Annotated in this window: 10 protein-coding genes; 1 reads left to right on the forward strand and 9 read right to left on the reverse strand. The window is 49.3% G+C overall.

Annotation, left to right across the window (positions count from 1 at the left end; translation table 11 throughout):
• Window positions 1–17: 17 nt before the first annotated feature.
• Entirely contained in the window at window positions 18–962 is a 945-nt protein-coding gene (locus MHB49_RS26090; protein ID WP_405153547.1) for an amidohydrolase family protein, read from the reverse strand.
• A gap of 324 nt (window positions 963–1286) precedes the next feature.
• Between MHB49_RS26090 and solA the strand changes: the two genes are divergently transcribed.
• Window positions 1287–2432: an N-methyl-L-tryptophan oxidase gene (gene solA / locus MHB49_RS26095; RefSeq protein WP_405153548.1), complete on the forward strand. Its 1146-nt coding sequence runs from the start codon at window positions 1287–1289 to the stop codon at window positions 2430–2432.
• Window positions 2433–2520: 88 nt separating this feature from the next.
• Here solA and MHB49_RS26100 read toward each other — a convergent pair whose 3' ends face one another.
• The 8 genes from MHB49_RS26100 to MHB49_RS26135 all read right to left on the reverse strand — a co-directional run bounded on the left by MHB49_RS26100 (window position 2521) and on the right by MHB49_RS26135 (window position 15038).
• Window positions 2521–4365, reverse strand: a complete 1845-nt coding sequence (locus MHB49_RS26100) for an RICIN domain-containing protein (RefSeq protein ID WP_405153549.1) — start codon at window positions 4363–4365, stop codon at window positions 2521–2523.
• A gap of 78 nt (window positions 4366–4443) precedes the next feature.
• Window positions 4444–5778 carry an AbfB domain-containing protein gene (locus MHB49_RS26105; protein ID WP_405153550.1) on the reverse strand — a complete coding sequence of 445 codons (1335 nt, stop codon included), beginning with the start codon at window positions 5776–5778 and terminating at the stop codon, window positions 4444–4446.
• A 277-nt stretch (window positions 5779–6055) separates the two neighbouring features.
• Window positions 6056–9055, reverse strand: coding sequence for a beta-galactosidase (locus MHB49_RS26110; protein ID WP_405153551.1), 3000 nt, complete (start codon window positions 9053–9055; stop codon window positions 6056–6058).
• A gap of 62 nt (window positions 9056–9117) precedes the next feature.
• Complete coding sequence (locus tag MHB49_RS26115) at window positions 9118–10650, reverse strand: glycoside hydrolase family 30 protein (RefSeq protein WP_405153552.1); 1533 nt, start codon at window positions 10648–10650, stop codon at window positions 9118–9120.
• Between the two features lie 82 nt (window positions 10651–10732).
• On the reverse strand, window positions 10733–11578 hold the full coding sequence (locus MHB49_RS26120; RefSeq protein ID WP_072734634.1) for a carbohydrate ABC transporter permease: 846 nt from the start codon (window positions 11576–11578) through the stop codon (window positions 10733–10735).
• Window positions 11571–12458: a carbohydrate ABC transporter permease gene (locus MHB49_RS26125; protein WP_379442998.1), complete on the reverse strand. Its 888-nt coding sequence runs from the start codon at window positions 12456–12458 to the stop codon at window positions 11571–11573. Before MHB49_RS26125 ends, MHB49_RS26120 begins: the two co-directional genes overlap by 8 nt.
• A gap of 98 nt (window positions 12459–12556) precedes the next feature.
• Window positions 12557–13828 (reverse strand): sugar ABC transporter substrate-binding protein, encoded by a 1272-nt coding sequence (locus MHB49_RS26130; RefSeq protein WP_247898865.1) that lies wholly within the window; start codon window positions 13826–13828, stop codon window positions 12557–12559.
• 181 nt (window positions 13829–14009) lie between these two features.
• Complete coding sequence (locus tag MHB49_RS26135; protein WP_247898866.1) at window positions 14010–15038, reverse strand: LacI family DNA-binding transcriptional regulator; 1029 nt, start codon at window positions 15036–15038, stop codon at window positions 14010–14012.
• Window positions 15039–15073: the final 35 nt, after the last annotated feature.

A 15073-nucleotide genomic window follows, 5' to 3' on the forward strand; every position in this document is an offset into this window, starting at 1 on the left:
TTATCTATTTCCTTGGCTTACGCGTTGGTAGAACCGACGGTTTTGCCAACAGGCAGCTTCAACAAACGTCTTGCGTTATTTCCAAAGATGAGTTCAATGTCCGCTTCAGGGAAGCGAAGTTCACGGCATACACGCACCTGATCCTGCAAATAACGATAGGGATAACCACGCGGAAATCCGCTTGCATCCGTTCCAAAGATGATTCGCTCCGGACCCAACAGTTCGTAGGTTTTGCGGAATAACGTCTCCAAGTTCAGCTCGTATGGCATCCAGCGTACCCACTGATTGGAACCCGATGTGTCGATGTACACATTAGGGCAGCTCCAACTTAGATGCAGAAGCTCCTGGAAATACCCTGCGCCAAAATGAGGAATGATGAACGGAATATCCGGATAGGCACGGGCCGTATTAAAGATGGCAAGGGGATTGATGTTGGGATGATGAACGATGCCTCCGGCATGACCAAGCATGCCAAAATGAATCAGGACAGGCAGGCGGCGCTCTGCAAGAAACGCCCACACCGGATCAAGCGAAGGAGAGTCAAAGGGAATCTGGGTGAGGGGACCAAACAACTTATATCCTCGCAATCCGAGCTCATCCACCGCACGTCGCAGCTCAATGGCTGCGTCTTCATCTTCGATCGGATGATAGGCGAAACCGGTAAACCGATCCGGGTATAGGGATATTTGTTCAGCCAGGTTGTCATTATCCAGAGCCGTCAGAAAGTTAAGTCCGGCAATATTGTATTTGTTCAATTCATCCACCCACCGTTCGATTAACGGCTTCGCTGCTTCCTCTCCCTGCTCCTCCACCGACGGGAAATCCCAGGTTAGTCGCATTCGCTCACTTCGTTCCTTGCCATACCGCGTCACTAATTCATGGCTCTTGTAAGCAGACAGCAAAAGTTTATAAGGCAGATGGGCATGGATATCAAAAACTCTAAAGTCGGGATTGGAAAACATTGTTTTGCTCCTTCCGTTTAGGGGAATTGCTAACGGCACAGATGTAATGGGTAAGCGTAGTTCAGTTTGCTTGGTTAACAGCGAATTGAAAATCTTGGTTTACGTTTGACTGAATACTTAGAGTCCATCAATACCTACTAATCAGGTCGGAATGTTTAGTTCAAAACTCTACCACTATTTTGGTATACATACAACTTTATCCTTAATCAAAATGTTCTATTGTTGTATCGCCTTTCTCTATAACCCGTTCTATTGACTGCCGTACATTTGAAGACTAGATTATCCTGTATAAGATGGGTCTCTGCAAAATAAGTGGAAGGAGGGATGGTTATATCACAATCCTATGACGTTATTATCGTTGGAGCCGGATCCATGGGCATGAGTGCAGGTTATTATCTTTCGCGCAGCGGGTTAAAAACATTGCTAATTGATGCCTTTGATCCTCCGCATACGGAAGGCAGCCATCACGGGGAACCCCGTCTTATTCGCCATGTGTACAGCGGGGGACCTGATTATATAGCGATGGCACTTCTGGCACAGGAACTGTGGGAAGAACTGGAGGATACAACGGGGGCCAAATTGCTTGTACCATCGGGCGTTTTGAATATCGTTGACCCGGACATCCATTCTTTTTACAATCGGTTAACCCATGCTGACGATGCGGGGATTCGGTACGAAACCTTGCATGCAGCCGAGATCATGAAACGCTGGCCAGGTATTGAAATCCCCGAACATTACGAGGGAATGTATGAGCCTGATGCAGGATATTTGTTCAGTGAACGCTGCGTTCTCGCCTTCCGTCAGGCAGCCGAAGCATCGGGTGCCACTCTCTTAACGCATACACGTGTCGAACATATTGAGTGCAGCGCAGATTCTGTTGGAGTCATCACATCAGCTGGTGAGACGTATTATGCGAACCAGGTCATTCTCAGTGCCGGGGCATGGTTTCAGACGCTGAAGCCGTTTGTGAACCTTCCCATTCGAGCTGTACGCAAAACCGTGGGGTGGTTTGATGCACCTGAGGCATTGTTCGCCGAGGATCACTTTCCCGGTTTCACGCTGGCTGGAAAAGAAGGCGGATACTATGGCTTTCCGAGTATTGGCGGGTCGGGTCTTAAGCTTGGACGTCACGATACGGGGCAGGAGTGGACACCAGGCAGTACACAGGCTCCCTTTGGTTCTGTTGAGACGGATGAGGGGGATCTGCGGAGATTGCTTGAACTTCGGATGCCTCTGGCAGCCGGAAAACTGAAGCGTGGTGCGGTATGCAAATACGAGTTCACACCGGATGAAGACTTTATTATCGACCGACATCCTGCCCATGACCATGTATGGCTGGCAGGCGGATTTTCCGGTCATGGTTTCAAATTTGCAAGTGCAGTCGGTAAAATATTATCTGACTTGGTGCAAACAGGACATACGGATCAGGATATTGGCCGGTTCGTCCTTTCCCGTGAACTCCTTTCTTGAATCGAGCCGTGTGATATAGAGGCCATGTTTCAAGAAAGGAGCACCGTGAACAAATTTTAATCAGGATCAACAATCTGCATACTCACTTCTAATTCACTTTGACCAAATTCCATTGCTGATTGGTTCCGCCATTGTCTGCCCATTGAATGGTCGAGGCTCCTGCAGTTGTGGAGCTCTGGTTAATATCCACGGTTAAACCGCTATTGCGGTTCACGAGCACAAGATATCCTCCGACATCCACCGGCAGCCATTGCTGATTGCTGCCCCCGTTATCCTGCCACTGAATCAGGGCAGCTCCTCCTTGTGTCGAGCTCTGATTCACGTCCAGCAGCAAACCACTGCCTACGTTGCGAATTTTATAATACCCGTTGCTTGCGGATTCCAGCTTCCATTGCTGATTCAGCTCGCCATTGTCATTCCACTGGATAATCGTTGCTCCCCCGGCAGTGGAAGCCCCATTCACATCCAGAGCGAGACCACTGTTCCGATTGATGAGCTTATAGATTGCCCCTGCTTCATATCCTGTACTGCCGCTATAAGTCATACCGGATATAACATAGGTCGTAACCGAGCCTGCTTTGGCAGTTGCTGTGAACTTTTTATTCTGAATGTTGATATTGGTCAGCTGCTGCAACTTCTCCGTAGAGGATGTCCGATGTACTTGAGCAGACGATCCGACGCTGGTAAATCGACTCAGATCATACGTGACACTGGTGTCCGACGATTCCGAATTGGTGGTGACCAGCACAACTTTGCCGGAAGCAGTATCATAAGCAGCAAGCGTATTGGCATCACTCATGCTGATAATTTTGTATCCGGGACGAATAAACTTGCTGTAGTTGCCCATGACATAATATTTCTGATTTACAGTGTAGCTGGTCGTTTGTGTGTTATTCAGTACATTTTTGAAAAATCCCCAGCCATCCGCACTGTCGACGGCCTGCCAATACACCCATGCACTCGCTCCCATGTTGCGCATATCCTTGAGGATTGTACGTGACATCGTGAGTCCGCTGGCATCCCCGTCTCCATATTCGGAGGTCCAGAGATGTTTTCCCGCTGAAGTCGCTGCATTTCGCAATGCGGTACGATTGCTTCCCCCATAGGTATGTGTGTTAATTTGACTGATCGCCGATTTCACCGCGCTGCTGTAACTGTTGAAGGAAGTCGTTGTGTCATCCAGACTGTATTCCTCCGGCGCACTCAGCTTTGTGGACAATCCCTTTGCTGTAAGGGAAGATTGCACCTGACTTAAGATGGTGTTCTGATCTGCCCGGTCAAAATGCATGCCCTCCTGATCGTTTCCCTGCTTCCACCAGGTGGAGACCGGTTCATTGAGCGGGGTTACCGTATCAAACGTAATGCCCCAGTTATCCCGGAAATGCTTGACTACCTCTGTGAGATAATCAGCAAAATCATCATAATGATCCGCTTTGAGATTATTGCCACCATTCGCCGCACCGGACACACTGCCACTGATCGTCATCCAATAGGGCGCGGAGTTCGCAAAGGCTTCAAAGACGTTGACCCCGTATGATTTGGCAGCTTGTAACATATATCTCTGATTGGCGTCTGCGTTCCAGTCATACACGCCCGGGGAAGGCTGATAACCAGGTACGGCTTTGCGGTATTCCAGGACATTGGATGAAGGATTGTCGCCGCCTCCAATGTTGTAGCGAAGAACGTTCAGACCCAGCCCTATGGTTGGGCTAAACATCTTCTCCGCATACTCGTCCCGGTTGGAATATTCTCCAACCACTTTGCCCCACCAGGCCAGGGATGTTCCCCAGCCTTCGATGGTCTGATATTGCTTTGAAGGGTCAGCTGTCGCTGTATAAGAACCGGCTGCGGATGCTTCTGTACCCAGACCCAAACTGCCTGTCAGCAAACTTCCTGCAAGCAGCAGCGAACTCATTCGTTTGAACAACTTCATCCGTTTCACTCCTTAGGAGATTATGATTAATTCGTTTGAACGAATTACAAATCCAATCCTTTCGAACACGAACACCAATTATGACCCAACTTCTCGGAAAGTCGCGTCTGACTTGTCGAGGGTGGTAACGACAGCTTCCAGTCGCAGCACATTATTGTAATGTCTCAAATACAGATTGGGGTTACTAAACGAGGCATACGAGATCCAACTTGCGTTAGCTAACCCATTTACACGTTTGAATGTGGCATCATTTCGGAACGCAGCGCTGGCATCATTTTTCACCAGTATGATCGTGCCGTTGTTATTGCGCAGGAAATAACCCGGGTAGTTGATGGACTCGAACGATACCCCTGATGAATCAGCCAGTCCAGGAACGATGCGAAACTGTGCATCCTCCGCAGGGTTGACGTTGGTGTCAATTCGGGCCTGATAATTGTAATGGCGAATATAGCTGCCCGGAACATTGTATGATTCCAGCCGTCGAATATCACCCGGTTGTCCTGTCTCCTTCAGCACGGTCATATGCCGAACCAATCCGGTCAGACCGGCAAGCTCCTGCTTGGCACTCCAAGTCTGGAATCCGTCGGCAGAGTCGCTGTAATAATATTTTTGCGTGGAATATCCGTCAAAATAAATTCGCCAGGAACCGTTATCCAGCTGAACAAGCGCAGGTCCTTCTACCCAGGAACCCCATCCCGCCCAATCTCCTGTTCCTTTGAATGTGTAAGGTCCGCTGAGGGAATTGGCTGTAGCATATTCGATATACTTGGTGGTCTCATTTTTGGTGAACGCGTGATAGGTTGAGCCGGTCTTGATGATAAAAGTGTCGATGTAGTTGGGTGCAATGCCTGTAAGCTCTGTGGGGGCAGTCCATGTTGTGGAAGACAACGTCGCATTTTTCGCCGTGATGACATAAGGTTTGAAGTTCTCGTAGTTGCCTGGGGAGATGGACACGATGATGTTCAGACTGCCGTTGCTGTCTTTGAACCATTCCGGTGCCCAGGTATGTGCAATTGTGGTGGGTAAGGATAGAGTAATATTGCGGACAAACGTCCAATTCACCTTATCCGTACTTGATGCGATACCGATCGTATTGCCTGACCAGTTCGTCGTATAAACGACATAATACAATCCATCTGTATGTTTCATGATGCTGGGATCACGGATCAGATTGGCCGGGGGTGTATAGGCTGGCCCTTTTAACAACCCGTAATTCGTCGCATTATAGGATTCGTAAATATACAGATTGGATTCGCTCGTATTGGTAAAAGCCGAGATCGTGTAGACACTTGTCGCTGCTCTGGCTGTATTGGGAACTAACATAAAGAATAGAAGCAATGCTCCGAGCAGCATGATCATGCCGGACTTACACGTTTGAAATAACCTTGTATTCCATCTTTTCATCGTGAACATGGGTCATCTCCTTATCGAAAATGTGGACAGGAATAACTTTCTTTTGCCAAACATCACCCCCTCACAAATCACGTGACCACACGCCATCCATTAATGTAAACGGTTTCAACAAATGGTTATAACGATCCTCGTCATTCTTTCACTTTAGCCGAGCTGCCCGGAGATTCAGAATCTATAGATTCAATCATTTGAGCAGTCTCCGCTAAGAGAATAGAAACAACTGAGGAGAAAAACTATACTTCAGTTAAACTTTGCACTACTACGATTAAAGGATGATCTATTCGACCACAACCCATGGATACTGGGACAAGTTATCATACAAGAAGCGCACCCGTTCTGGTCTCCGGCCTTCCTCATCAAATAACAGCAATTCATTCTCGTCCTGCAGCCAGGATACCGGAATTTTGTAATCCTCTTGCGGACCGATCTGCCAGTAACGTCCCAGATGGTGCCCGTTCAGATGAAGTGTTCCTTTGCTCATCCCGGTAAGCCGAAGCATCAAGTGCACTCGGAAGTGTTCAGGTACAGCTGACTTGGAGAAGCGCCAGCGGTACCAAACAGGCTGACCATAGGAACCATCTCCCACAGACATGGCATTTCGATTGCCACTATAGGCCGCATCCTGCCCATCGATATGGAGATGACCTGACTCATTCAATGCCTCGTACGTCTCCCATTGTTGTGGCAGCAAGGCATCCGTACCAGCCATACGCCAATCCTTCAATTCATCTTCACTCCGATAAAGGATCAGTTCCAGCCGGTTCAGCGGCGATTTGCTAAAAGGCATTTCCAACGTATTGGTCTCTCCTGGTCGCAAGTAAAGGGAAACATCCAGCGTCGTGAACGAGAACCAGTCCTGGTACCCCTCCATTGAAACATCCATGCCATTGATGCGCAGACCTTGGCTTACGGCGCCAACGAGAATTGCCCGATCTGCTCCGTCCAGCGTGAAGCTCCTGCTCAGCATCGGGGCCCCTTGAAGATGATTCAATTCATCGAGGTGAACCTCCCCAAGCTCCGAATGCCAATTCCGGCGGATGTCCTGAACGGACCCACCGATGTATACAGGCCCGGTTAGACCTTTGCTTTCACCCAAATGCGGAGAAAAATTCAGCCTGCCCATATGCTGGACCAGTACCTGAAGTGTATTCTTTCCTTTCGTCGTATGCATTTGGACACACGCTGCACCAACTTGACGAACCAGTGCCTGTTCCACACGATTGACATATATTCTGGCCGTGTCCTGAAGAGCGGGCAAAATGAGGGTCGTGACTTCATCGACCGAATGGTTAAAGTCGCACTCGTACAAGAGATACCCGAAATCCTGTCCGTACTGAGCAAAGTGCTCTGGTTGACCACTGGAAGAACGCTGTTCCGCTGTCAATGTCACACGAGACAACTCAGGAGAATCAGACAGTTTTGGTGGCATCGGCGGTGTTGTGAACTCCGCATGCTGCATGGCTACGGCTGAGTCCTGAACGTGTAAATCCTGTATATCCTGTATGCCGCTCTGTGAATCGCTTCCTGCTGCGGATATGAACTCACGTCCAGTCAACGTCCGTTCACCATCAATCCAGCTGCCGAGAAGCACAATCGTCCGAAACGCATCAGAGATCATACCCGTGACCTGCCCGGTAAGTGAGACATCTACATCATCCAATCCGATGGCATAACGCACCTGATTCGGCTCGTCCCCTCCATCGATTCTCCACGTTCGATCCATCGATTTCTTGTCCAGAACCACGAACCGAACAGGTACACCGCTTGCCTCCAGATGAATGATGCCTGGCTCACGGAAATGTACCAGATCGAAGCGATAGGCTCCGTTGTACGGATTACGTTCTGCCCGCACTTGCATGCTGCTGCCCTGTACAATCAAGGTGTTCGTTTCCAGTTCAATGACTGAACGCTGTCCCGCCTCGGCCACGATGAACAGGGTCAATGTTCCGTTCACCACTTCATTGCCCGTAATCACCGTACCGCCTGTCAGGTATACATTCTCGGCAATCCTCACCCTGTCCAGTATCGGAATAATCTGCCCTGGATTCAACGCTACGGGAAGTGTCCGCCCTCCCTCCAGCGTGACGTGAAACGTCTCGCGCTCATCCTTGTGACTCTCCAGGAACCAGATCTTCTCATTGCCTTTAAACCTGCCTCGTACAGAAACACCTTGCGGATAACGCACCATGATCTGCTCTGTTGGGACTTCCTCCGTCTCCATCAGTAATGCGCCAAATGCATGCACAAAATAGGTTACCGTTTTGGCTACAGCATACTTGGCGGTTACCCGTCCGTACTCGTTCAGCGGTGCATCATAGTCGTAAGAGGTAATCATGAAAATATCGCTGCTGCCCACGGTTCTGCCGCCATATCCGCCAAAGTTGGTTCCGCCATAGAACATGTAGTGACTGATCCCGGTATATCCGGCACGAAGAATCTCCATCATGCGCTTCTCAAACAATGGCGCCGTCTTCTGAATGGCAGAAGGTCCACCCCAATTTTCAAACCATCCCGTCCAAAACTCCGTAACGATCTTCGGTGTATCCGGCTGCTTATCCCGAAGCTTTGCATAATGCCCGTCAGCACCCGACCAGAAGTTCGCTCCCTCTATCGTGCCTTCTGCGCCACCTACACAGGTAATCAGAGGTACATCGATCCCACGCCCAACCAGACTGTCCCGAAGATGGTTCATATGGGCACTCGCTGCATCATCGTCCATCAGATATCCGTATTCGTTCTCGACCTGTACGAGAATAACATTGCCTCCGGCGGATAGCTGACGCTCGCGAATAATTGGAATGATCTGGTCAAAATACAAATCCACATAATGCAGATAAACTTCATTATTTTGCCGAAACTGAATTCCCTGCTTCGTTTCCAGCCAATACGGGAAACCGCCAAAATCCCATTCTGCGCAAATAAACGGTCCCGGTCTCGTGATGACGTACATGCCCAACTCTGCGCACAGGTCCAAAAAGGCCCCGCAATCGTTGTCTCCATCGAACGACCATTGTCCTTCCTCAGGTTCATGCACGTTCCATGCAAAATAGGTATCAATGCAATTCATGCCAGCCAGCTTGGCCTTCATCAGCACATTCTGCCATTCCTCCTTCGGCATGCGGAAATAATGGATGGTGGCACTGTTCAGAAATATGCGTTCTCCATTCATAATGAAGCTGCGTTGGTCGTATGTCAGTTCAGATCGAATGCTGTCCTCTGTCGTAATCTGTGTATTCTTCTCCTGCTCCTGAAGCAAAAGGGATGGTTTCTCTGTCAAAGATAAGCCCTCCTTCTCTGTGTTTGAATTCATATGTCCTGTAATTCATTTGCTTTATGCCATCAGTTCGCCTGCAACATTACGCCTTCCAATACAACGGTGGTAATGGAATTGTCCGCAGTCGATACTTCCAGTCCATTGGTGTACACCGGAATATCTTCAAGCTGCTCCATGTTCCGTTCAGGTGACGTCTGGTATACCTGTGCTGTAGAAGTACTGCTGTGGTCAAACGCCCCGAGTTCAAATGCCGTGGTTCCGGCCGATAACTCATTGCGAATCACCAGCACGAGTCTTTGATTTGCTGCATCGTATGCAGCAAGAGATCGTCCATCATCTGTTGGAATAATCGTTGTCCCTGGACGGATGAACTTTGTAAACTGGGCCATGCCATAATACTGTTTGGTCATCTCGTACTGCTCTTCTCCATTAAAATTGGCGTGAATAAAGCCCCAGTTATTGTTGGCTCCTTCATCTTCAACGGCCTGCCAATACACCCAGGCAGAAGGCTGCATAATTTTGAGATCAAACATGATGCGCTCCGCGAGCTCCTGCACGGAAGTCATATCTTCATGACTATGGGGTTCGCTGCCACCCGTTCCGTACTCAGACATCCAAAGTTTCTTGCCGTGACGCTCGGCCAGAGTACGCAGTTCCTCCATTTTGCTGCCATTATAGGAATGTGTATTAATCTGGTCGATGGCATCGAGCGTATCCTGATCATAGAGACTGAAATTGTGCACCGTCTCGTCAATGCTGTTATCGTCTGCAGCACTAATTACTGTCCCGTCCAGTCCTTTGCTTTGCAGTGATGCCGCAACCTTCTTGATAATCTCGGCCTGTTTCTCATTGGTAAAATGACTGCCTTCCTGCATGTTGCCTTTCTTCCACCAGTCCGAGGAAGGTTCATTGAGTGGGTCAAGCGTACGGAACGTAATGCCCCACTCATCGCGATAATGCTTCACGACCTCTGTGAGATAATCGGCAAACGCATCATACTGATCCTCGCGCAAATTGTTGCTTCCATCCACAGCACCTGTAACCGAGCCGCTAATCGTCATCCAGTAAGGTGGTGAATTGGAGAATGCTTCGGCAATGTTCACCCCGCGTTCCAGAGAACCCTGTAATACAGCACGTTGTCCAGCATCGGCCTCCCAGTCCCATACACCGGGTTCAGGCTGAAAGCCGGGAACATCCCCTCCGGGCCGAAGTGCCTTCATGTCCGGATTCTCCTCACCACCAATATTGTAGCGGACAATGTTCAGACCTAGCCCTTTCTGAGCATCAAACACCAGATCCATGACTTCACTGACCTTTGCTTGATCTTTCCAGCCACCCAGGTCGTTGGCCCACCACGCGAGCGACGTGCCCCAGCCTTCAAAATGATCATAGGACTGGTCCAGCTTCAGACGTACCGGCTCTCCTTGGAATGCAAGTGTTTTGGATGATTCATTGGCAAAATGATTGATGATAATTCCTCCTCCCGCCAGCAGCGCGACCAGGGCCACACCTACCATGATGTAACTCCGGCTGCGCCGCCTGCGCTGCTTGTGATGATTATGATTGACATTGTCGAAAGGGTGCTTGCTGTCATTCATGGTTCATGCAGCCCTTAACCCTTGTGCGGCGTAGATAGTTCCTGCTTTGCACGATTGGCTTCATCACTGCGTTCACCTCCCGTTACTTGATTCCGCTGCTGCCACCACTGATATTCGCTTCATAGACATAACGCTGCCCGAACAGATACACCAGCACCATTGGAATGGTCAGGAACAGGGAAGCAATCATCACCAGGTTCCATGGCGGCATCTGTCCGCCACCTACGGTGGTCAGAAGCTGAACACCGAGCGCGAGCGGCATTTTCTCCGGATCATTGATGTAGATGAGCGGCCCCATGAAGTTCCCCCAGTTGTAGGAAAACGAGAAAATGGCGATAGCCGCAAGAATCGGATACGTGAGCGGCATAATGATCTTCCAGTAGATTCCCGGATGCCCCATCCCGTCGATCATCGCAGCTTCATCAAGCGACTTCGGAATGCTCATGACAAACTGCCGAATGAGAAATACGTTAAATGCTCCGGCGAAAAAACTCGGTACAATCAGTGGATAGAATGTATTGATCCAATCCAGATGACGGAAGATGATGAACTGTGGAACCATCGTCACTTCGCCCGGAATCATCATCGTACTGAGCAGTACAATGAACAGGAATCGACTGCCTCTCGCCTTGATCCGAGCAAAGCCGTAAGATACGACCGAAGCTGACAATACCGATCCGATAATGGTAATCACGGTAATAATGACTGAATTTTTCAGATACGTACCCAGATTGTTATTCGTAAAGATCGTGTAGAAATTGGACCATTGGAATTCGAGCGGTATGAAGGTAAAGGCGGATTTTACTGTTGTAGCGTCACTCGCCAGTGCGATAGAGATCATGTACAGGAAAGGGGAAGCAAGCAGCACCCCGACCAGAATCAGAAAGATGTAGGATATCGTTTTCTCCACAGTGGATGGATTACTCATTGGCTTTTCCCTCCTCATAATGCACCCATAGCGCCGATGAACGGAACACAACCAGGGTCAACGCCATGATGATGATGAACAGCACCCAGGCAATGGCTGATGCATATCCCATTTTGTAGAACTGAAAGGCATTCTGGAACAGGTAAGGAACGACCATCTGACTGGCATTGTCTGGTCCACCCGCTGTGACGATAAATACCTGTGCGAAAGTCTGAAGCGCTCCGATCATCCCAGTGACGAGATTGAAGAAGATGACAGGAGTCAGCATTGGAAATGTAATGTGGAAGAACGATTGCGAGCTCTTCGCCCCATCAATGGCGGCGGCCTCGTACAGCTCCTGAGGAATACCTTTCATACCCGCCAGCAGCAGTACCACGCCGCCCCCGACGCCCCATAGCGACATGAGGATCAAGGCTGGTTTAACCCAGTTTGGATCAAGCAGCCAGGCAGGACCTTGAATGCCGAAGATCGCAAGCGCCTGGTTGATCAACCCTTCCGTTGGAGCGAGCAAATGGATAAAGAGCAGTGAGCTTGCAACCACCGGAACGACAGATGGCAGATAGAACAGGATGCGGAAGAAGGTAATACCTTTGATTTTTTTGTTGAGGTAATACGCGATCCAGAGCGAGATGGACATGCCCAGCGGAATCGATATTAATGCGTAGAAGAAGGTATTGCCTACGGATTTCCAGAAGATCGGGTCATCGGTCAGCAGGTTTTTGTAATTGTCCACACCGATGAATTCAGGAGACTGGAACAGATCCCAATTGGTAAAGCTCATGTAGATGGAAAACAGGATCGGCCCCAGAGTAAGTCCGAGGAATCCAATCAGCCAAGGCGAGATGAAGATATAAAACCATTTCCCGTCCTTTTTTCTCACGTTAAGCCCTCCCATAACGAAGCGAGCAGACGAAACCCGGATTCATTCATGCCGAATTCCGTCTGTCCCCTATCGATGCTATTTATGCTTTGAACAATCTATTTGTAGATTCTTTCCAGTCCGCTCTGAATTTCAGTCACGGTATCATCCAGTGAGGCTTTATTGTTGAAGTAGACACCCAGCTTGTCGTTAATGAGCTTCATCATTTCATTCCATTGCGGATTGAATGGTTCGGCGTAGATGGTGGATTCGCTGAACGCAGCCATGTTGATTTTCTTGCCGCCATACTCGGCATTCAGGAACTCATCACTGGACAGACCTGCCTTTGTTGCCGGAGCATCCTGACCGGCCTTGATCATCGGTAATTGTGCTTCTGGTGTAGTCAACGCTTCTATGATTTTGAATGCCTCTTCCTTATGTTTGGACGCGTTCGTAATTGTGAAGCCATTGAAGAATGCGTTGGTTTCTCCCCATATCGGAGAAATGTCCCAATTGATGCCTTCCACCTTGGCAAGTGAACCGATATTCCAGAATCCCGTCGTCTCCATGGCAATCTTGCCTTGGGCGAACAATGGGTCAGCACCGATATTTCCCATGTCGGCAATCTCGGTTGGTGTTGGTCCTACACCATGCGTGAAGGTCAGATCATTCATGAATTGCAGCGCTTTACGTACAGGTTCGGTATTGAAGGTTGGTTTGCCGCTCTCATCGAACAGGGAGCCACCGTTTTGGTAGATCAGCTGCATCCATTGCGGCCACCAGCTGCCAGGGTAGTACCCCCATTGAACCGTTTTGCCATTCTCTTTCACTGTCAGCTTCTGAGCAGCAGCGAGCAGGTCTTCCTGAGTCCATTCCTTGGTCGGATATTCCACCCCAGCCTTGTCGAACAGATCCTTGTTATAAAAGAGCACCATCGCGCCTGCGCGGTCAGGCATTCCGAATTGTTTGCCATCGAATTTCATCAGGTTGGCAATGTCGTCAGAATAGCGTTCTGACATGTTCACATTGTTGGCCTGGATCATGTCATCCAGCGGAATAATTTGGTTTTTGGAGGCGTACGCCTGATAGTTCTCGGCAATCATCATGATGTCCGGTGCAGTTCCTCCGGCGATCATCGTCTGAACCTTTTGGTCATAGTCCCCGGCAACGACGTTCAGTTTCACATTAATATCGGGATACGTTTGTTTCACAATGTCGAGTCTTTCTTGATAAATCTTCTTCTCGTCCTCCGATCCCCAGATCGTCATGCTAAGATCGACTTTGCCGCCGGACCCGCCAGTTGAACTGCCATTGTCCTTGCTGCTACAGGCTGTCAGACCCATAATCATGACCAGCATCAACAACGAAATGACCTTTAAATTTCTTCTCATACGATACGCCCCCTAAGTATAATGAATGGAAGAACTTTACTGAAACCCATTTCATGAAATGGGTTTCATAAACCTTGAAATTAAAACCCGTTCCACTTTATGAAAGGGGTTTCATTCACGCACTCATTATATTTCACCCTTTGAGGGAATGTCAACGCTTTCTTTTCCATATATCGGACCCTTATCGTAACGCAGGCCCTGTACTTTGACGGATAATCAGCTCTGGCTGCAGGATCGTCTGCTTCTTGGGCTTGCCCTGATTAATCAGTTCATGCAGTGCATCCACAGCCAGCTTGCCCAGTTGGTACGTATTCTGGGATACGGTCGTTAATTCGGGTATTACCGCGCTGGCAAGCGGCGTATCATCAAAGCCGACGATGGAAATATCCTTGGGAATCGACAATCCATGTTCAATAGTTGCCTTGATTGCACCAATAGCGGTGTAATCATTCACACAGATGACCCCCGTGGGCGGATTGTCCCGATCCAGCAGTTTTGCCATTTCACGTTTGCCGTCTTCAATGGAAAAACTGCCGAGCATCTGGCGTTCTTTTGGAATTTCGAGCCCATGTTCACGGAGTTTCTTTTGGACGGCTCTGACCTTGACCATCGTGGTGGACAACTCCCTCAGCCCGCCCACAAAAGCAATATCCCGGTGTCCAAGTTCCAGCAGATGTTCCGCTGCAAGAGCTGCGCCTGCGCCTTCATCCGTATACACCCGATGGAATCCGCCTTTGGCAATATTGCCATTGACCAACACAATCGGCATGCGTTTGCCCATATCGATCAATTCCTGAGCCATGTCATCCGGACAGACCTGCATGTTGATTCGTCCACCTAGAAAAATAATGCCATCTACCCGCTTCTCGCGCAAAATGGACAGATACTCGGACTCCCGGCTGTAATCCCCTGCGGTATTGCACAAAAAGAACGTGTACCCCAATCCGCGTGCCTCGTTCTCCGCACCCCAGAATACTTCCGGGAAAAACGGATTCGTGATGTCCGGTAGAATAATGGCAATCGTGCCGGTCTCCTTCTTGATCAGACTGCGCGCCTGTGCGTTGGGCTGAAACTGGTGTTTTTCAATAATGGACATAATCTTCTCCCTCGTGCTCGCACGCACGGGTGCCGTATCATTCAGTACCCGGGAGACCGTGGATACGGATACGTTCGCTTCTTTGGCGATGTCATATATGGTGATCGGTGTCATAGCGGAACCTTCCTTTTTCTCTATTTTCCTGCTTA

The sequence above is a fragment of the Paenibacillus sp. FSL K6-0108 genome, assembly GCF_045040695.1.
GTDB classification, from domain to species: domain Bacteria; phylum Bacillota; class Bacilli; order Paenibacillales; family Paenibacillaceae; genus Paenibacillus; species Paenibacillus pabuli_B.

Excerpts from the sequence above, each read along its gene's own strand:
- MHB49_RS26120 (WP_072734634.1), bottom strand. The coding sequence starts at position 11,578 with ATGAGTAATCCATCCACTGTGGAGAAAACGATATCCTACATCTTTCTG.
- MHB49_RS26100 (WP_405153549.1), bottom strand. The coding sequence starts at position 4,365 with ATGAAGTTGTTCAAACGAATGAGTTCGCTGCTGCTTGCAGGAAGTTTG.
- MHB49_RS26115 (WP_405153552.1), bottom strand. The coding sequence starts at position 10,650 with ATGAATGACAGCAAGCACCCTTTCGACAATGTCAATCATAATCATCAC.
- MHB49_RS26090 (WP_405153547.1), bottom strand. The coding sequence starts at position 962 with ATGTTTTCCAATCCCGACTTTAGAGTTTTTGATATCCATGCCCATCTG.
- MHB49_RS26135 (WP_247898866.1), bottom strand. The coding sequence starts at position 15,038 with ATGACACCGATCACCATATATGACATCGCCAAAGAAGCGAACGTATCC.
- MHB49_RS26130 (WP_247898865.1), bottom strand. The coding sequence starts at position 13,828 with ATGAGAAGAAATTTAAAGGTCATTTCGTTGTTGATGCTGGTCATGATT.
- solA (WP_405153548.1), top strand. The coding sequence starts at position 1,287 with ATGGTTATATCACAATCCTATGACGTTATTATCGTTGGAGCCGGATCC.
- MHB49_RS26105 (WP_405153550.1), bottom strand. The coding sequence starts at position 5,778 with ATGTTCACGATGAAAAGATGGAATACAAGGTTATTTCAAACGTGTAAG.